This window comes from Tardiphaga alba (assembly GCF_018279705.1).
GTDB classification, from domain to species: Bacteria; Pseudomonadota; Alphaproteobacteria; order Rhizobiales; family Xanthobacteraceae; genus Tardiphaga; species Tardiphaga alba.
On the sequence record NZ_CP036498.1, the window covers coordinates 1,598,844 to 1,618,087 of the forward strand.

Here is a 19,244-nt window from a genome sequence, read left to right on the forward strand (position 1 = left end):
AGTGGGGAAGTGATGTCAGACGAGAAAAAAACGGGCCTGCACTCGCCTTTGCGGCGAAAACTGCTGATGGGCATGGCGGCGCTGCCGGCCATCTCGATGCTCCCACGCACATCTTTTGCGCAGGCGCCGGCCACCGCGGCGATCAACACCACGGGTCTCGCCGTCACTGATACCGAAGTCACTGTTGGCATCCTGCATTCGGTCACCGGCACCATGGCGATCTCGGAAACCGGTTCCGTGCAGGCCGAGAAACTGGCGATCGAGCAGATCAATGCCATGGGCGGTGTGCTCGGCCGCAAGATCAAGTTCATCCAGGAGGATGGCGCATCGGACTGGCCGACCTTTGCCGAAAAGGCGAAGAAGCTGCTCGTCAATGACAAGGTCGCGGCCATCATGGGCTGCTGGACCTCGGCTTCGCGCAAGGCCGTGCTGCCCGTGATGGAGCAATATAACGGCATGCTCTACTACCCGACCTTCTATGAAGGCCTCGAGCAGTCGAAGAACGTCATCTATACCGGGCAGGAAGCCACGCAACAGATCCTTGCCGGCCTCGACTGGGTCGCCAAGGAGAAGAAGGGCAAGAGCTTCTATCTGATCGGCTCGGACTATATCTGGCCGCGCACCTCGATGAAGATCGCGCGCAAGCATATCGAGGGCAAGCTCGGTGGCAAGGTGGCGGGTGAAGAATACTTCCCGCTCGGCCATACCCAGTTCAACTCGGTGATCAACAAGATCAAGCTGACAAAACCCGACGTGATCTATGCAGCGGTGGTTGGCGGTTCCAACGTCGCTTTCTACAAGCAGCTCAAAGCGGCCGGCATCGATCTGTCGAAGCAGACCATGCTGACCATCTCGGTCACCGAGGACGAGATCGACGGCATCGGCGGCGAGAATATCGCGGGCGCTTATGCCTGCATGAAATACTTCCAGTCGCTCGATAATCCCAACAACAAGGAATTCGTCGCCGCCTTCAAGAAGATGTGGGGTGAGAAGACCGTGATCGGAGACGTCACCCAGGCTGCCTATCTCGGTCCGTGGCTGTGGAAAATGACGGTGGAGAAGGCGGGCTCCTTCGACGTGGACAAGATCGCGGCGGCCAGTGCCGGCATCGAATTCACCAAGGCACCGGAAGGCTACGTCAAGATACATCCGAACCACCATCTGTGGTCGAAGGCCCGTGTCGGCCAGGCCCAGCTCGATGGCCAGTTCAAGGTCGTGTTCGAGACGCCCGAGCTGATCGAGCCGGATCCGTTCCCCAAGGGCTATCAGTAAGCCCTCACGCTCTCCCTGGCGCGGACGACCTATCCGCGCATCAAGACCTCGCGTCGCGTGTTCACACGCGGCGCGGGACCTTTCCCTGACGGAGGACGGATCATGTTCGGCGACTATTCCATTGGCGATCTCGGCGCCATCTTCGCGATGCAGGGCTTTGCCGGGCTGATCCTGTTCTCGGTCTATGTGCTGATGGCCCTCGGCCTCGCCATAATCTTTGGCCAGATGGGCGTTATCAACATGGCCCACGGCGAGTTCATGATTTTAGGCGCCTACGTCACGTGGATGACGTCCGGCTTCTTCCAGTCTTATCTGCCGTCGCTGTTCTCCGGCTATTTCTTCGTTGCCATGATCCTCGCCTTCATCGCGTCCGGCGCGCTGGGCATGCTGGTGGAGTGGGGGCTGATACGGCATCTCTACAAACGCCCGCTGGATACGCTGCTGGCCACCTGGGGCCTCAGCCTGATCCTGCAGCAGGCCTATCGCTCGGTTTTCGGGGCCCGTGAAGTCGGCGTCGAATTGCCGTCATGGATGATGGGCTCCAAGCAGGTCACCGATACGATTGAAGTTCCGATCAACGGCATTTTCGTGATGTGCCTGACGCTGGCCATCACCATGGTCGTGGCCTGGATCATGTTCAAGTCGCGCTGGGGCCAGCAGGTGCGCGCCGTCGTGCAGAACCGCGTCATGGCCGGCGCCGTCGGCATCAATACCGAGAAAGTGGATCGCTACACGTTCGGCCTTGGCTGCGGCATCGCTGGGATCGCCGGTTCCGCCTTCACAATGATCGGCTCGACCGGACCGACCTCGGGCCAGCTCTATATCGTCGACACCTTCCTTGTCGTGGTGTTCGGCGGCGCGGCCAGCCTGTTTGGCACCATCGCTTCCGCCTTCACCATCTCGCAGGCGCAGTCGACCATGGAGTTCTTCATGTCCGGCTCGATGGCGAAGGTGCTGACGCTGCTCTCCATCGTCGCGATCCTGATGATCCGGCCACAGGGCCTGTTCGCCCTCAAGGTCCGCAAGTAAGCGCGCAGCACAGAAAGAGCAGGGCATTTTCACATGATCATCAATTCCCGCTTCTTCAATCGCTCGGAGCTGATCGGCTTCCTGTCGCTCGTGCTGCTGCTGGTGGTGATCCTGCCGCTCTGCCTCGATATCTTCCGGCTCAATCTGGTCGCGAAATATCTGACCTACGCCTTCGTCGCCATTGGCCTCGTGATGTGCTGGGGCTATGGAGGCATCCTCAGCCTCGGGCAGGGTGTATTCTTCGGCCTCGGCGGCTACTGCATGGCGATGTTCCTGAAGCTGGAAGCATCGAGCGTCGCCAACACCAAGATACAATCGACGCCAGGTATCCCGGATTTCATGGACTGGAACCAAATCACGGCATTGCCGATGTTCTGGAAGCCATTCAACTCGCTGACGCTGACCATCATCGCGATCTTTGTGGTGCCGGCGCTGCTCGCCTTCATCATCGGCGCTGCGATGTTCAAGCGCCGGGTCGGCGGCGTCTATTTTGCCATCATCACCCAGGCGATCGCGGCGATCGCCACCATCCTCATCATCGGTCAGCAGGGTTACACCGGCGGCATCAATGGCATGACCGACCTGCGCACGCTGCTCGGTTGGGATATCCGCACCGATAGCGCAAAATTCATCCTGTATTTCTTCGAAGTCGCCTGCCTGTTCGCTTGCATCATCACCGCGCAGTTCATCCGCCTGACCAAGCTGGGCCGCATCCTGGTGGCGATGCGCGAACAGGAAGATCGCGTGCGCTTCTCCGGCTACAGCGTGGCGAATTTCAAGATATTCGCCTTCTGTGCAGCAGCGATCTTCGCGGCCATCGGTGGCGCCATGTTCACGCTGCAGATCGGTTTCATGTCGCCATCCTTTGTCGGCATCGTGCCGTCCATCGAGATGGTGATCTACACGGCAGTCGGCGGGCGCAGCTCGATCTTTGGCGCGGTCTATGGCGCGCTGCTGGTCAATTTCGCGAAGACAAGCTTGTCGGAATCCTTCCCTGAACTCTGGCTGTTCGGTCTCGGTGGCCTGTTCATCGCGGTGGTGCTGTTCTTCCCCAATGGCCTGTCCGGCATCTGGCGTGATCACGTTCAGCGCCATGTGGATCGCTTGATCGCGTCCTTCTCGTCGAAGGCGAAAAAGGACTGGGTCGTCAAATCCGCCGCCGATGGCGCGCCGGCAGAGTAGGGGACGTATCAATGCTCGTTGGACACCAGCCAAAAGATTTTCTGCTCGCGGTGGAGGGGCTCACCGTCTCCTTCGACGGCTTTAAAGCGGTCAATGATCTCTCTTTCTATGTGGAGGAAAACGAGATCCGTGTGATCATCGGCCCCAACGGCGCCGGCAAGACCACGGTGCTCGATCTGATCTGCGGCAAGACCAAAGCGACCTCCGGCTCGATCCAGTTTCGCGGCACCGAGTTGACCAAGCTGAAGGAGAACGAGATCGTCACCGCCGGAGTCGGGCGCAAGTTCCAGACACCGTCGGTCTACGAAGATCTCACCGTATTCGAGAATCTGGAGATCTGCTATCCGCGCGGGCGCTCGGTCTTCGGCTCGCTGATGTTCCAGCGCGATGCCGCCGTGAAGGATCGCGTCGAGGAAGTCGCCGAGATGATCTTCTTGAAAGATCGTCTGAACATGTATGCCGATGCACTCTCGCACGGCCAGAAACAATGGCTCGAGATCGGCATGCTGCTGATCCAGGATCCCGATCTGCTGATGCTCGACGAGCCCGTCGCCGGCATGAGCGTGAGCGAACGCGTGAAGACTGCAGAATTGCTCAACACCATCATCAAGAACCGCTCGGTGCTGGTGATCGAGCACGACATGAAATTCGTCGAAGACATCGCCCACAAGGTGACCGTGCTGCATCAGGGCCAGATCCTATCGGAGGGGACGATGGAGAAGGTGCAGAACGACCCCAAGGTCATTGAAGTCTATCTGGGGCATTGAGCATGACACCGCACCATCAGCCGTCATTGCGAGCGCAGCGAAGCAATCCAGTTCTTTCTTCGATTGCGGCTCTGGATTGCTTCGTCGCTACGCTCCTCGCAATGACGAAGGGAGAGAGCCATGCTCGCCATTAACGATCTCCATGTCGCCTATGGTCACGCCGAGGTCCTGCACAGCCTTAATGTGAAGGTTCAGCCCAATGAGATCGTTGCGATCATGGGCCGCAACGGCATGGGCAAGACAACGTTGATGAAATCCCTGATGGGGATCGTGCCGACCAAATCCGGCTCGGTGACCATGGATGGCAAGGAGCTCGGCGCGCTCAAGAGCTATGAGCGCGTCGCGCGTGGTCTCGCTTACGTGCCACAGGGACGCATGATCTTCTCGCACATGACGGTGCAGGAGAATATCGAGACCGGCCTGGTGGCGCATGGCGGCAAGGACGTGCCCGGGGATCTGTATGAACTCTTCCCGGTGCTGCTGGAGATGAAAGGCCGCCGCGGCGGTAACCTGTCGGGCGGTCAGCAGCAGCAGCTCGCCATTGCGCGGGCGCTTGCGACCAAGCCGAAGGTGTTGCTGCTGGACGAGCCGACCGAAGGCATCCAGCCCTCGATCATCAAGGACATGGCGCGCACGCTGAAGAAGATCCGTGACGACAAGGGGCTCTCGATCATCGTCTCCGAACAAGTGCTCAGCTTCGCGCTGGATGTCGCCGACCGCGTGCTGGTGATCGAGAACGGCGAGATCGTTCGCGACGAAGCGCGCGAGGGGATCGATGCGGCGCAGATCGCAAAATATCTGTCCGTCTAGTCAATCGTAGAAACGCAACACCTGTAACCCATGGGGAGCATTGAATGCCTGATACACTGATCAAGGTCGATCTCACGCAGTCGGCCTACGACAACGACATGATCCACAACCGCTGGCATTCGGACATTCCCATGGTGGCGTGGGTCAATCCGGGCGACGATTTCATCGTCGAGACCTATGACTGGACCGGCGGCTTCATCAAGAACAATGACTCAGCCGACGACGTGCGCGACATCGATTTGTCGATCGTGCATTTCCTGTCCGGACCGATCGGTGTCAAGGGCGCCGAGCCCGGCGATCTCCTTGTCGTCGATCTGCTCGATGTCGGCCCGATGAAGGACAGTCAGTGGGGCTTCAACGGCTTTTTCTCCAAGCAGAATGGCGGTGGCTTTCTCACCGATCATTTCCCGCAGGCGCAGAAGTCGATCTGGGACTTCAAGGGCATGTACACCTCGTCGCGCCATATCCCGGGCGTGAACTTTGCGGGCCTCATCCATCCCGGCCTGATCGGCTGTCTGCCCGATCCGAAATTGCTCGCCACCTGGAACGAGCGCGAGCAGGCGCTGATCGACACCAACCCAACCCGCGTGCCTGGCCTCGCCAACCCGCCCTTCGGCCCGACCGCCCATATGGGCCGCCTCAAGGGCGAGGCGCGAGACAAGGCCGCGGCTGAAGGTGCGCGCACCGTCCCGCCGCGCGAGCATGGCGGCAATTGTGACATCAAGGATCTTTCACGCGGCTCGAAGGTCTATTTCCCCGTTTATGTGCCCGGTGGCGGCCTCTCCATGGGCGACCTGCACTTCAGCCAGGGCGACGGTGAAATCACCTTCTGTGGCGCCATCGAGATGGCGGGCTGGCTGCATATCAAGGTCGATATCATCAAGGATGGTGTCGCCAAATACGGCATCAAGAATCCCGTCTTCAAGCCGTCGCCGATGACACCGAACTACAAGGACTTCTTGATCTTCGAAGGCATTTCGGTCGATGAAGCCGGCAAGCAGCATTATCTCGACGTCCACATCGCCTATCGTCAGGCATGCCTCAATGCGATCGAATATCTGAAGAAATTCGGCTATTCCGGCGCACAGGCCTATTCGATCCTCGGCACTGCGCCGTGCCAGGGACATATCTCCGGCGTCGTCGATGTGCCCAATGCCTGCGCCACATTGTGGCTGCCGACGGAAATCTTCGACTTCGACATCATGCCGTCAGGGGCCGGACCGATCAAACATATCGACGGGTCCATCCAGATGCCGCTGTCGCCAGACAAGTAACGCGGTTAACTCGGCCGCGGCGCCACGTCATCGGCGCGGCGGCTTTTTCCTTCCGTCATTGCGAGCGAAGCGAAGCAATCCAGCCCTTCCTTCACTCTGCTCTCTGGATTGCTTCGTCGCTCCGCTCCTCGCAATGACGGGGAGAGGCCTGCGGCCAACGATGGATCACCATCATGCCGGTCTATGAATATCTCTGTAACGCTTGCGGACCTTTTACCGACATGCGGCCAATGGCCGAATGCGACGATCCGCAGGACTGCCCGCATTGCGCGACTTCGGCGCCGCGCGTCATGCTCACGGCGCCGGCCTTCTTCTGCATGCCGTCGGACAAGCGCAAAGCGCACGCCACCAATGAGCGGAGCAGCAGCGCGCCGCAGACCGTGGCGGAATACAAGGCGAAGCATGCGCCCGGCTGTGGCTGTTGCTCCGGCAAGAAGCCGGCGCGGTTGATGAATAAAACCGCGACCGGATCCAAGAGTTTTCCGACCGCACGGCCGTGGATGATCAGCCACTGACCGCGTTCACACCGAGGTATGACGGCGTGTATCAGCTATAGAAAATGCCGCCGTCCACATTGAGCGCTTGTCCCGTCACGAAGGCGGAATCGTCCGAAGCGAAGAACGCCACGGGGCCGACAACGTCTTCCGGTTGGCCAAGACGATGCAGGTCGGTGATCTTTTCGAAATAGGTGACGCGCTCGGGATCGCGCAGATTGTTGCGGCCCATCTCGGTCAGGATGATGCCGGGGCAGACGGCATTCACGGTGATCCCGTGGCCACCGAATTCCATCGATGAAACGCGCGTGAAACCGACCACGGCAGATTTCGAGGCGGCATAGTGTGATTGGCCGGGGCCACCGGTCCGCGCGGCCAGCGAGGCGATATTGACGATACGCCCGTATTTGCGCTCCTTCATGTGCACGACCATGGCCTGGGTCATCTGGAACACGCCACGGACGTTTACGGCAAAGGTCTGGTCCCAGTGTTCAGGAGTGGTCTCGTCGATGGTGGCGAGACGAAGGATGCCGGCATTGTTGACGAGCGCGTCCACATGACCAAGACCCGCGAGCGCCTCGGCGACCGAGCGCTGGCAATCCTCGAGCTTGCTGACATCGGCCAATACCGGGATGCACTTGCCGCCGAGCTTTTTCACGTCGGCGACCGTCTCGAGCAGCGTGCTCTCCTGCGCGGCAATATCGGTGAGAGCGAGATTGTAGCCGCGCTGGGCGAGCCCGAGGGCAATGGCGCGTCCGATTCCGCGGCTTGCTCCGGTCACGATGGCATGTCTGGTCATGGAAGTTTCCTCGGAACGTTTCTGTTTAGATGAGGCTGTGTGATGTGAGGATCAGGCGCGCGCGCCACGGACCGGCAGCGTGTTCATCGCCTTCACGGTTTCCTCGAAGGACACGAGATTGGCGCCGGAGCCGAGTCCGGTCGCGACAGTGGCTGCAGTTGCTGTCGCCAGTTTCGCGCAGTCCAGCAGATCCCAGTCACGTACCAGGCCAGCGATGAAGCCGCCGGTGTAGGAATCGCCGCAGCCTGACGTATCGCGGACTTTCACATCGAAGGCTGGCACCGTGAACTGTCGTCCATCGCGCGTCATCACGAAGGAGCCGTGCTCGCCGAGCGAGATGGCGCAGGCGCCGGCGCCCTTACCGATGAAATACTGTGCGCAGGCCGCGGGATCGTCGGTGCCGACCAGAGCATGGGTCTCGTCGATGCTCGGCATGAAGAAGTCAGTATACGGCATCAGCGGTTCGACCAGCGCCAGTGTTTCGGCGCGTGCCTGAATGAGATCGACGGTGGTGATGCAGCCGGCAGCTTTTGCATCGCGCAGCAGTGACACCGTCGGTTCGCCATCCATCGCCAGCAATGAGCCGACCCCGCCGAGATGCAGCACCTTGCTCTTGCAGGCGGCCTTCTGCGCTTCCGGCGAAATCTTCCAGCGCGCGGAGGCACCGCGCGCATGCAGCACCGGGCGCGAGCCGTCGGGGCGGATCGGCAAAATGGTGGCCGAGGTCGGTGCACCTTCCATCCGTTCCATCACCGAAATGTCGATGCCTTCGCGCTCCATCGCATTCAGCACCCAGTCCGCTTTTTCGTCGGCACCGACTGCGCCGACGGCGAGGGCCTTCAATCCAAGGCGCGCGCAGGGGACGACGGTGCCGCCTGCGGTGCCGGCGACCGTGAGCTTGATTTCATCGATCAACGCGCGGCCGCCGCCGGCCGGGATTTCCGTCACGGGAACGCCGAGGATGTCGAGGATATAGGTGCCGCAGACGCTGACGTCGTGGGGATGGGCCATGGAGCAAGTCTCGCAGTGGTTGGTGCAGGGTTGTCAGGTCGAGGTCTTCGGCGTGCTGTCGCTGTCACGCAGGCCGTATTGTCCCCATCGCTTCAAAATGCTGTCGATCTCGGCATCGGGCAGCAGTGGCGGCGTGCCGAGTTGCAGGCAGCCGTGATACTGCTTCGCCAACACCTCGACTTCCACCGCCAGCCACATCGCCTTGCGCAGGTTCGGGCCGATGGCGATGAGCCCGTGATGTGCGAGCAGGCAGGCGCGGCGATAGCGCAACGCGACGAGCGCGGCTTCCGACAATTCTGCGGTGCCATACTGCGCATAGGGCGCGCAGGGGATGTCGTTGCCGCCGGCCGCCGCGATCATGTAGTGGATCGCCGGAATGCTGCGGTTCATGATGGCGATGATCGTGCAGGCGATCGGATGCGCATGCACAACGGCATCGGTCTCAGGCTTGGCCTTGAGAATATCGAGATGGAAACGCCATTCGGTCGAAGGGACGCGGCCTTCCGGTGCGGTCCACGAGCCATCCCATGTCATGTGAACGATGTCTTCGGGCCGCATCGTGTCATAGGGAACGCCGGACGGCGTTAGCAGGATGCCATCGTCGCACCGAACGCTGATATTGCCGGACGTCCCCTGATTGATGCCCGCGGCCGACATTTCGCAGCAGGCATCGATGATGGCCTGTCGGGTCGCAATGTCGGTGGCGCTCGGATGCGTCATGGTTCGTTTCCTCGGTCGTCGGCGCAGCGGCTCTTGATGGCCGCTGCGGGGATCATGATATCGCGTGAGGCGCGTTAGCGCCCCATGGCGAAGAACTCATCATTGGGTCGCATGCTGGTGACGTTTGCCAGCCGGTTCGACATGCCGAAGAAAGCAGCGATGGCGGCGATGTCCCACACATCGTCTTCGGAGAAGCCATGGCCCTTCAGTGTCTCGATGTCGGCATCGCCGACCTCGTAGGCCTGCATGGAGACCTTCATGGCGAAATCCAGCATCGCGCGCTGCCGTGGCGTGATGTCGGCCTTGCGGTAGTTCACGGCGATCTGGTCGGCGATCAGCGGATTCTTGGCGCGAATGCGCAGGATCGCGCCATGCGCGACCACGCAATACTGGCACTGGTTGGCATTGCTGGTGGCCACCACGATCATTTCGCGCTCGGCCTTGGTGATCGGGCCCGGCTTGTCCATCAGCGCGTCGTGATAGGCGAAGAAGGCGCGGAATTCGTCGGGGCGATGCGCTAGCGTCAGGAAGACATTGGGCACGAAGCCGGACTTTTCCTGCACCGCGAGGATGCGCGTGCGGATATCGTCCGGCAGGCCGGAGATTTCGGGGACGGGGAAGCGGCTGATGGCAGGTGTGGTCATGACGTCTGTTTCCTCTCAGGCGGTCGCGAGTGCAACCAGTCTCTCTTGGTATTCTTCAAAGGCGTCGCGTTGATCTGCGATATGGGGTTCAGCCCGGACCAGGCATGTATGTGCCGAGCAGCCCTGGCCGAATTGCGAGGTGCCGATGTCGAGCGTCAACACATTTGGATTGCCGGCGACTTCAAGGCCGCTCTCGTCACGCGGAGTGAACCACGCACCAGTCGGCAGCACCAGTACGCCAGGACGTACGCTCTCGCTGACATCGGCGGTGGCGAGACAGGCGCCGCGCGCATTCCAGATGCGGATGGTCTGGCCATCGCTGATCCCGCGCGTAGCAGCATCAGCCGGATGCAGCCGGGCCTGTTCACGGCCGTTGCGCTTCGTGGATGCACTGGCGACGCCGGTCTCGATCTGGCTGTGCAGTCGGCCGACCGGCTGATGCGAGATCATGTGCAGGTCGGACGCGTCGCTGCTCTTGCCGAGCCATTCCGCCGGCTCGACCCAGGCCGGATGCGACGGACAATCGGCATAACCGAGGCTGGCCAATGTCTCGCTGCCGAGCACGATCTTGCCGCTCTCGGTCTTGAGCGGGTGTGCTTCGGGCGCGACGCGGAAGTCAGCCAGGAAGGTATGGTTGGCGCGCACGGGGCAGCGGGCATAGCCGTCGTGCCAGAATGTGTCGAAATCGGGCATGGCGAAGCCAAGCCGGTCGGCGGCATCCTTGCGGCTCTCTTCATAGAGATGACGCACCCAGTCCATCTCGTCGCGGCCTTCGTTGAAACGATCGGCGACACCGAGCTTGCCGGCGATGCGGTCGAATATCTCGAAGTCGGGCAGCGAGTCGCCGATCGGCTTGATGGCCTGCTTCATCGCCACGATGAAGTCGGATCGCTTGTTGCCGGCGAGGTCGTTGCGTTCGATCGATGTGGTCGCTGGCAGCACGATATCGGCGCGCTGTGCCGTTGCGGTGAACATCGGGTCCTGGACGATGATGGTCTCCGGCCGCGTCCAGGCTTCGGACAGCCGGTTGAGATCCTGATGGTGATGATAGGGATTGCCGCCGGCCCAGTAGACTAGCCGCGTATCCGGATAGGTCCGCGTCTCGCCTTCATAGGTGAAACTCGCGCCGGGATTGAGCAGCATGTCGCTGATGCGCGCCACCGGAATGAAACTGTCGATCGGGCGCGTCAGCTGCGAGATCGCCGGTGACTTGCCGAGATTGAACGGCGAGCCGACGCCGCCGAGTGACGCATAGCCATAGCCGACACCGCCGCCCGGCAATCCGATCTGACCGACGATGGCAGCGAGGCCGAGCGCGGCCCAGAACGGCTGTTCGCCGTGATGCGCGCGCTGCAGGCTCCAGCTCACGGTGAGCATGCTGCGGGTATCGAAGAGGCGCTGTGCCAGTTGGCGGATGTTCTCGGCGTCGAGACCGCAAATCTCCGCAGCCCAGGTCGCATCCTTGCGGGTGCCGTCAGCTGAGCCGTCGAGATAGCCAAGCAGCTGATCGGCGCCGCTGGTGCAGCGGGCGAGGAAATCGCGGGCGTGTCGGCCGGCTTTCACAATCTCGCCGGCGAGGCCGAGCATCAGCGCGGTGTCGGTATTCGGACGGATCGGCCACCATTCGGCATCAACCCAGTCCGGCAGGTCGTCTTTCAGCGGCGACACATGCACGATGCGAATGGCGCGGTCGGCTATTTTCCGCAGATAGGTTTCAAGGCGATGGGCGCCGATGCCGCCGGCTTCGGTCTGCGCCGTTCGCGGCGATAGCGCGCCGAACACCACCAGCGTCTCGGTGTGTTCTGCGATGGTATCCAGCGTGTTGGCCTGGCCGTCGCAGGCGTCCGAGCTTCCCAATATGTGGCGCAGGATCACCGGGCCGGCGGCGATGGAATATGTATCCACGTGCCGGGTGAAACCGCCCACCAGATTGAGCATGCGCTTGAGCAGCGACGAGGCATGGTGAAGCCGACCGGAATTGGTCCAGCCATAGGAGCCCGCGAAGATCGACGCATTGCCGTGCGTGGTGGAGACGCGGCGGATTTCATCCGCGACCAGTGTCGTCGCTTCTTCCCAACTGACGGGAATGAATTTCTCCGCGCCGCGCTTGCGGCGGTCGCTTTGTTCTCGCTTTTCGAGCCAGCCCTTGCGCACCATCGGGCGCAGGATGCGGCGCTCCGGATTGGCCCATTCGGGCACCGAATGAATGATCGGCGAGGGAGCGGGATCGTGAGCAAACGGCTCGACGCCCACGATCTGCTCGTCCTTCACGAGCAGCGTATAGGCGCCCCAGTGGCTGCAATGCGGGATCCGCTTGATCTCACTCACGCGCCGTCTCCGTGTTGCTTCTCCCCGGTCCGGTCAGGATGCACGGGATAAGGTCTGTTCGATTTCGCGCCGTATCTGGGCTGCGAAGTCCGGGTAGGTCTCCGCGACCTCGTCGTAGACGCGTCCGCGCAGCAAAGCCAGCGTTGACGCATCCGGCGGCGCGGTTTGTTCCGGAGCGCTGTCATGCGTGAACTGAAAACCGGTCGCGTCCTTGATACCCGTCAGATCATGGCCAGGATGGATGCTTTCCAGTGCAAAACCCGGTCGCGACTTGTCAAAGCGGAACAGCGCCTTGCTGGTCAACAATGCGATCGGCCCGCCGCTGCGATGGACGCCATCGTCGCTGACGCCGGGCGTGCTGATGAAATCCACCTTCTCGACCAGTGCGCGTGGCGTATGTTCCTCGCGGAACAGGATGACACGCGGCACGACGTAGTAGAGATAGGCCGATCCGAACGAGCCGGGCCATCGCACCGGCGTTTGCGGATAGTCGCCGGTGCCCACCAGATTGATGTTGCCGCGGCCGTCGATCTGGCCTCCGCCGAGGAAAAAAGCATCGATACGGCCCTGGCCGGCGCAGTCAAACAATTCCGCCGAGCCGTTGGTGAAAAAATTATGCTCCACCGATCCGAGGATCGAAATGCGCGGTCCTTTCTCGCCGGCCTGTTGCTTGAGTGCACGTAGCAACATGGCGCCGGCGGCAGGGATGGGCGACGATGCACCGACAGCGACATGGCGAACGCCGTCGAGCAGTTTTGCGATGGTGCAGATCAGGATTTCGCGCGGATGAATCTCACGCATCATGCGGGCTCCATCTGGGCATTTGCCATGTAGTCGGCAAATCCCTCGGCGGTGCGTGCCGCGCGGGCATAGCGCACGATCTCGGCGGTGTCGGACGCGTATTCGCCCCACAGGCCATAGGGCCATGCGCCCTTCGGAGCTACGGCGACTTCGGTAACATAGAGCGCCGGCAATACGCCCGCGGCGCTCATTTCGTTGGCGAGCAGGCTTTCATCGACGATGCGTTCGACGGTGACGAGCGTGGTCGCCGATGCATACGCCATCGCGGCAAGTTCGCGGCGTCGGCCGATCCACACATTGCCGAACCGGTCGGCCATCGGTGCGTGGAAGATCGTGACATCGGGGTTGATGGCGGGAATGAGCACGATGGGGTCGCCGCCATCTGCCAGCGGATTGTTGATGACCTGCCAGTCGCTGCGGTGACGCAGAAGGTCGCTGCCGATCAGGCCGCGCATTGGCATGAACGGGCTGCCCTTCTGCGCAGCCATGAGGCCCGCGTGAATGGCCGGGCAGGTGGCGTCCTTGAGCTGGATCGCGCCATCCTTGACGGCGGCATTGAAGCGCGGTGCGCCGCCAGCTTCGCCGAGCGAGACGGCGCTGGTCTCGACGGACCGCACCAGCCCGGCGCCGATGAGCTGATCGACCTGAAGGCCGCCGGTCGGCACGCAAACGAGATCGAGGTTGCGGGTCTTACGCTCGATGATCAGGCGCGTCATCGCCATGGAGACACCGGCGTAATCAACCGGCAGTGCGAGCCTCGTTCCCGGCTCTACGTACTTCGCCATTGCGCGAAGATCGCTGATCACAATTCGCCTCCCGATTTTATTGTTCTATAATGTAGAACGAAGTTCTAAATAAAATTAGTCTCGTGGCGACGCGGCTGTCAATGCGTTTGTGTCGGGAAACACTTCTAGCGCAGACGATAATTGCAATTCTGCGAAACGTGTTGTGGCCGTGGGTGCAGTGCCGCATGGTTCACTGACTTGACAAGTTGCTTCGCTGCGCCAAGAATAATTGGAATAACGTCTCATAATATAGAACGACTAGGGAGGATGATGATGGCTGAGCCATTGGCGCTGCGCGCGGGAGATTTCGGCGCAGGTGGTCCGGCATCGCAGTCGGGCGGCGCAAGCGCACGTCAGGTCATCGGTTCGCGCATTGCGGTTCGCGATGCCGAGAAACGCTATGGCGACTTCCACGCCGTCAATCGCATCAATCTCGATATCGAGCCCGGCGAATTCATCACGCTGCTCGGCCCTTCGGGCAGTGGCAAGACCACTTTGCTGAACCTGCTGGCCGGCTTCCAAACCCTCGATGGCGGCGAAATCCTGGTCGATGGCAAGCCCGTGCATAACGTGCCCACGCACAAGCGCGGCTTCGGCATGGTGTTCCAGAGTTATGCGCTGTTCCCCAACATGACGGTCACGCAGAACGTTGCGTTCCCGCTTCGCATGGCCGGTGTCGATCGCGCCACCACTGAGCGGCGTGTTGCCGAGACGCTGGAAATCATGCGCCTGTCCGAGCATGCACGGAAATCGCCGTCGGAAATGTCCGGCGGTCAGCAACAGCGCGTTGCGATCGCACGAGCGATCGTCATGCGGCCGAAAGTGGTACTGATGGACGAGCCGCTCAGCGCGCTCGACCGTCGCTTGCGCGAATCGATCCAGATCGAAATTCGCGATCTGCATCAGACCATCGGCAGCACGATCCTGTTCGTCACCCATGATCAGGGTGAAGCGCTCACCATGAGCGATCGGATCGCCGTTCTCGATGCCGGCAAGATTGTCCAGATCGGCCGACCACTCGACATCTATCGCCATCCGTCGAATCGTTTCGTGGCGTCATTCGTCGGCGAGAGCAATCTGATCGAAGCCGAGATCATGCAGAAGCGCGGCACCACGGTGACGCTGAAGAACCGCGCCGGCTATGTGTTCGACGCCGAAAGCCGCGATGCCATCGATGTCGGCCGTGTCACCGTATTGGTGAGGCCCGAGCGCGTCGCCATCGCCAATGAGCCGACCGCTAGCTCGACGCCGGTGACCGTGACATCGGCGATTTTCCTCGGCGAAATTCTCCGTATCGAAGCGACAATGGAAGGCGGAGACACGCTCCTGATCCGTTGCACCGACACTGCGAAGCGGCCGATGCCCAATGTCGGCGATCGCCTGCATGTGAGCTGGGGCTCGGAAGACTGCTGGGTGTTGACATGACGACGATATCGCTGTCCGACGAGCCACGGCATCGGCCGAGCTCGAGCCTGGCCATTAAGCTCAAGAACCCTGCGCTGTTGCTGCTGCCGGCAGTCGCCTTTCTGGGGTTCATCTATCTGCTGCCGCTGATCGATCTCATTCGCATCAGCATCAGCGGTCCAAGCTGGCTGACCTATTTCCAACGCGTCTTTGCGGTTCCGCTCTATTGGGAGTCGCTGGTCCGGACGATGCAGATTTCGGTCACCGTGGCCTGTCTGTGTCTGTTGTTCGGTTATCCCACCGCGTTGCTCATTCATCGCAGCCGCGGCATCACGCGCGCACTGATCGCCACCACGATCGTGCTGCCATACTTCATCGCCATTCTGATCCGCACTTATGCCTGGATGGTGCTGCTCGGTCGCAATGGGCCGGTCAACAAGTTCCTGGTGTCGATCGGTGTCCTGAGTGAGCCGGTCCAGTTGCTGTTTCACCGCGGGACCGTGCTGCTCGGCATGACCGCGGTGTTGCTGCCGCTGATGGTGCTGACAATCTATTCGAGCGTGTCGCGTCTGGATCCCGGCCTGACCCGTGCAGCACTGGCAAGTGGTGCCGGGCCCATCGCCGTGTTCTGGCGCGTGCTGTTGCCGCTGACGCTGCCCGGCATCGGTGCCGGTTTCCTGCTGGTCTTCGTGGCAGCCATCGGCTTCTTCATCACGCCGACATTGCTAGGTGGTCCCGGCGATCAGATGTTTGCCATGCACATCACGCAGCAGGCGGACTCGGTGACGTCGGAAGGCTTTCTGCAGGCACTCGGCGTCGTGCTGCTGCTGATCACGCTGGCCGTGGTGGCCATTGCCGGGCGTTTTCTTGGGCTCGAATTCATCTGGGGTGGCCGCAAGCTGACCGAGACGACCGCGAGCAAAGCCAGAACCGTTGCAACGGCTGCTTCGCCGCGCCGCAGCTTCGGCAGCGCCTTTGCGGATGCCATCGGCTGGCCGTTGCTGCGGCTGTTCGGCATGCTGCCGGCCAGCTGCGGCACATGGACGGTGCGGTTGATGGGCGGCCTTGTGGTCGCGGTGCTGATCCTGCCGATCGTTGTGGTGATGATCATCTCCTTCAGCAGTGCCAGCTACCTGACCTTTCCGCCGCCGGGTTTCTCGCTGCGCTGGTACGAGCAATTCTTCGCCGACAGCAACTGGATGAGCGCATTCTGGTCATCGGCGCTGATTGCGGTGGTCTCCGCGATTATTGCGGTCGGTCTCGGGACATGCGCGGCGCTGGGGATCGTGAGGGGAAATGTGCGCGGCAAATCGGCGATCATGCTGTTGCTGGTCAGTCCGATCATCGTGCCGCCTGTCGTGCTCGGCCTGTCGCTCTACACGCTGTTCCTGAAGTTCGATCTCATCGGCTCGGTGTTCGGCCTTGCCGCGGCACATGCCATCGGTGGGTTGCCCATCGTGGTGGTGATCCTGGCGGCGGCGCTGCAGGGAGTGGATTCGCGGCTCGAGCAGGCAGCTTCGGTGCATGGTGCGTCGTCGCTGACGGTGTTGCGGCTGGTCACGCTGCCGGCTATCGCGCCGGGTCTTGCCGCTGCGACCTTCTTCGCATTCCTGCATTCGTTCGACGAACTGGTGTTGACCCTGTTCCTGTCGAGCGCGCAGCTGAAGACGCTTCCCTTGATGCTGTGGGGTGACATCAATTACCGGCTCAATCCGGTGCTGGCCGTGGTGTCCACGCTCGAAGTGCTGCTGGTGGTGGGAGGATTGTTCCTCGCGCGGCCGGTGCTCGCAACGTCGCAAAAGGCGACTTGATCAATAAACGATCCAACAGGAGGAACGGGACTATGCTGGGAATGAAGCGTTTCAGGCTGCCGGCCTTGGCTTCGGCGGCGTTCATCGCGATGGGAACGGGTCTTGCCGTTGCCCAGAGCAATGTCGTCATCATGCAGGATCCGGGCGGCGGTTATGGCGATGCGCTGCGCAAGGTGATGTATGGCCCGTTCGAGAAGGAAACCGGCATCAAGGTCGTCACCGTGCAGGAGGCCCGCAGCGGTCCGCGCATCAAGGCGCAGGCCGATGCCGGCAAGGCGCAGTGGGACCTGACCTTCATCTTCGATCAGGAAACCAAGCTGCTCGGCGATTGCTGCCTGGCCGATATCGACTATTCGAAGCTGTCGGAGTCCGCCCGAAAGACGCTGGCGGCGATGCCGGACAATCTCAAGCGCAAGAAGGGCGTCGCGCTGCAGGTGATCGGCGTCGGCCTCGTCTATAACAAGGACAAGTTCAAGGGCGACAAGGCCCCGCAGAACTGGGCCGATTTCTGGGATGTGAAGAAGTTTCCGGGCCGCCGCTGCATGCCCGCCTGGCCACGCTTCACCTTCGAAGCCGCGCTGATGGCTGATGGCGTCGCCAAGGACAAGCTGTATCCGATCGACATGGAGCGGGCGCTCAAGAAGCTCAAGGAGATCAAGCCGCATATCGTCAAGTGGTGGACCACCGCCGCGCAACCGCCGCAGCTGATCCTCGATGGCGAAGCCGATATGTGCCAGGCCTATACCGGCTCCATGAGCAAGCTGGCGCTGGAAGGTGCACCGATCGATCTCACCTTCAACCAGGGCTTCGTCTATTACGACTTCTTCTCGATCCCGAAGGGCGCGCCGAACTACGACAATGCGCTCAAGCTCTTGTCCTGGCGTCTTGATCCCAAGCGCGCCGCCGAACTGACCTCGAATTTCCCGGTGGCGCTGCCATCGAAGGTCGTGTTCGATGCGGCGACCGACAAGAACATCGCGCGCTATTGGGCGAACAATCCCGACAACGTCTCCAAGGCGATCGAGTGGAGCCCGGATTTCTGGGGCGCGCCGTCGCCGGCGGGCAATTCGACCAATGAAGAATATGCGCAGGAAAAGCTGAACGCACTGCTTGCCCAGTAAATCTTGCCAGACAACAATATGACCGGCAGCGGATGGCTGCCGGTCATTCGGAAGACAGGGACACCGCAGCGGCTGCTTGAATGGACAAAGCATTCATAAAGGGACTTCGACTAGTTGAGGCCCTTGCGCTCAGCGACCAGCCGCGCGGGGTCACCGACCTCGCCAATGAGCTCAAATTCACCAAGAGCAATGTGCATCGGCTGCTGGCAACCCTGCAGTCCCAGGGCTACGTGCGTCAGATCCCGCCGCACAGCACTTATGAGCTCACCACGAAATTGTGGGTGCTCGGCAATCACGTCATTCAGCGCATGGACCTGATCCGCATCGCGCGTCCGGCGATGACGAAGCTGGCCGAAATCACCGGAGAAACTGTGCATTTGTCGGTGCTCGAGGGCACTGAAGTGGTCTATGTGGACAAGATCGAAAGCGCGCATCATATCCGCGCGCATACGAGCGTCGGCATGCGCGCGCCCGCCTTCACCATGGCGACAGGCAAAGCCATGCTTGCGCAAATGCCCGACGACTATCTCGAGAATTTTCGCCCGCATCTGAAGCGCTACACGGACACGACGCGAACGACGATCGAGGAGTTGCGTGAGGATATTCACGCCGCACGCGCACAGGGATATTCCTCCGTCCTGCACGGTGAATGGCGGGAAGGCATCGCCGCCTGCGCCTGCGCCATTGTCGGACGGTCCGGTGAACTCGTTGGAGCGATCGGGATGTCCGGCCCGGATATCCGGGTCAAACGAAAGCAGCTCAAGGAATATTCCGTGCATGTGATGGATGCCGCACGGACCATCGGCCTGGCGCTCGGTCACGTACGCGGGCTGTAGGTACGACGTTTCAGCGGTACCGTTTGCCGCGACGTGCCAGTCATTTTTGCCACCAAAGCCGGATATTTTGGACGGATATCCGCCAATTCAGCTGTCCGATGGAATGAAATACTGAATATCGGCGCAGTCTGGACTGCAACCGGACCGGTGGATATC

At 61.2% G+C, this 19,244-nt stretch carries 18 protein-coding genes; 11 read left to right on the top strand and 7 right to left on the bottom strand.

Going from position 1 to position 19,244, the window contains the following annotated elements; translation table 11 throughout:
- Positions 1-12: 12 nt before the first annotated feature.
- The 7 genes from urtA (at position 13) to RPMA_RS07575 (ending at position 6,849) form a co-directional block, all read left to right on the top strand.
- Entirely contained in the window at positions 13-1,272 is a 1,260-nt protein-coding gene (gene urtA / locus RPMA_RS07545) for an urea ABC transporter substrate-binding protein (protein WP_211912237.1), read from the top strand.
- A 102-nt stretch (positions 1,273-1,374) separates the two neighbouring features.
- Positions 1,375-2,301 carry an urea ABC transporter permease subunit UrtB gene (gene urtB, locus RPMA_RS07550; protein WP_211912238.1) on the top strand — a complete coding sequence of 309 codons (927 nt, stop codon included), beginning with the start codon at positions 1,375-1,377 and terminating at the stop codon, positions 2,299-2,301.
- A gap of 33 nt (positions 2,302-2,334) precedes the next feature.
- Entirely contained in the window at positions 2,335-3,483 is a 1,149-nt protein-coding gene (gene urtC / locus RPMA_RS07555; protein ID WP_211912239.1) for an urea ABC transporter permease subunit UrtC, read from the top strand.
- Between the two features lie 11 nt (positions 3,484-3,494).
- A complete protein-coding gene (urtD, locus tag RPMA_RS07560; RefSeq protein ID WP_211912240.1) occupies positions 3,495-4,250 on the top strand; it encodes an urea ABC transporter ATP-binding protein UrtD in 756 nt (251 codons plus the stop codon).
- A 120-nt stretch (positions 4,251-4,370) separates the two neighbouring features.
- Positions 4,371-5,060 (top strand): urea ABC transporter ATP-binding subunit UrtE, encoded by a 690-nt coding sequence (gene urtE, locus RPMA_RS07565; RefSeq protein WP_211912241.1) that lies wholly within the window; start codon positions 4,371-4,373, stop codon positions 5,058-5,060.
- A gap of 44 nt (positions 5,061-5,104) precedes the next feature.
- Positions 5,105-6,334, top strand: a complete 1,230-nt coding sequence (fmdA, locus tag RPMA_RS07570; protein WP_211912242.1) for a formamidase — start codon at positions 5,105-5,107, stop codon at positions 6,332-6,334.
- A gap of 173 nt (positions 6,335-6,507) precedes the next feature.
- Complete coding sequence (locus RPMA_RS07575) at positions 6,508-6,849, top strand: FmdB family zinc ribbon protein (protein WP_211912243.1); 342 nt, start codon at positions 6,508-6,510, stop codon at positions 6,847-6,849.
- A gap of 31 nt (positions 6,850-6,880) precedes the next feature.
- Here RPMA_RS07575 and RPMA_RS07580 read toward each other — a convergent pair whose 3' ends face one another.
- From RPMA_RS07580 to RPMA_RS07610, 7 genes are all read right to left on the bottom strand, one after another.
- Positions 6,881-7,627 (bottom strand): SDR family NAD(P)-dependent oxidoreductase, encoded by a 747-nt coding sequence (locus tag RPMA_RS07580; protein ID WP_211912244.1) that lies wholly within the window; start codon positions 7,625-7,627, stop codon positions 6,881-6,883.
- Positions 7,628-7,678: 51 nt separating this feature from the next.
- Positions 7,679-8,638: a sugar kinase gene (locus tag RPMA_RS07585; RefSeq protein ID WP_211912245.1), complete on the bottom strand. Its 960-nt coding sequence runs from the start codon at positions 8,636-8,638 to the stop codon at positions 7,679-7,681.
- 33 nt (positions 8,639-8,671) lie between these two features.
- Positions 8,672-9,358 carry an L-fuculose-phosphate aldolase gene (locus RPMA_RS07590; RefSeq protein WP_211912246.1) on the bottom strand — a complete coding sequence of 229 codons (687 nt, stop codon included), beginning with the start codon at positions 9,356-9,358 and terminating at the stop codon, positions 8,672-8,674.
- Positions 9,359-9,432: 74 nt separating this feature from the next.
- Positions 9,433-10,002 (bottom strand): peroxidase-related enzyme, encoded by a 570-nt coding sequence (locus tag RPMA_RS07595; protein ID WP_211912247.1) that lies wholly within the window; start codon positions 10,000-10,002, stop codon positions 9,433-9,435.
- Between the two features lie 15 nt (positions 10,003-10,017).
- On the bottom strand, positions 10,018-12,330 hold the full coding sequence (locus RPMA_RS07600) for a molybdopterin-dependent oxidoreductase (protein ID WP_211912248.1): 2,313 nt from the start codon (positions 12,328-12,330) through the stop codon (positions 10,018-10,020).
- Between the two features lie 33 nt (positions 12,331-12,363).
- Complete coding sequence (locus tag RPMA_RS07605; protein ID WP_211913530.1) at positions 12,364-13,131, bottom strand: CoA transferase; 768 nt, start codon at positions 13,129-13,131, stop codon at positions 12,364-12,366.
- Complete coding sequence (locus RPMA_RS07610; RefSeq protein ID WP_211912249.1) at positions 13,131-13,916, bottom strand: CoA transferase subunit A; 786 nt, start codon at positions 13,914-13,916, stop codon at positions 13,131-13,133. Before RPMA_RS07610 ends, RPMA_RS07605 begins: the two co-directional genes overlap by 1 nt.
- 273 nt (positions 13,917-14,189) lie before the next feature.
- On the opposite strand from RPMA_RS07610, the gene RPMA_RS07615 reads away from it, so the two are divergent.
- From RPMA_RS07615 to RPMA_RS07630, 4 genes are all read left to right on the top strand, one after another.
- A complete protein-coding gene (locus RPMA_RS07615; RefSeq protein ID WP_211912250.1) occupies positions 14,190-15,341 on the top strand; it encodes an ABC transporter ATP-binding protein in 1,152 nt (383 codons plus the stop codon).
- The gene (locus tag RPMA_RS07620) at positions 15,338-17,131 is read left to right on the top strand and encodes an ABC transporter permease subunit (protein ID WP_211912251.1); all 1,794 of its coding nucleotides are present in this window, start codon (positions 15,338-15,340) and stop codon (positions 17,129-17,131) included. Before RPMA_RS07615 ends, RPMA_RS07620 begins: the two co-directional genes overlap by 4 nt.
- A gap of 41 nt (positions 17,132-17,172) precedes the next feature.
- The gene (locus RPMA_RS07625) at positions 17,173-18,252 is read left to right on the top strand and encodes an extracellular solute-binding protein (protein WP_249225585.1); all 1,080 of its coding nucleotides are present in this window, start codon (positions 17,173-17,175) and stop codon (positions 18,250-18,252) included.
- A gap of 80 nt (positions 18,253-18,332) precedes the next feature.
- Positions 18,333-19,088 (top strand): IclR family transcriptional regulator, encoded by a 756-nt coding sequence (locus RPMA_RS07630; RefSeq protein ID WP_211912253.1) that lies wholly within the window; start codon positions 18,333-18,335, stop codon positions 19,086-19,088.
- Positions 19,089-19,244 lie beyond the last annotated feature (156 nt).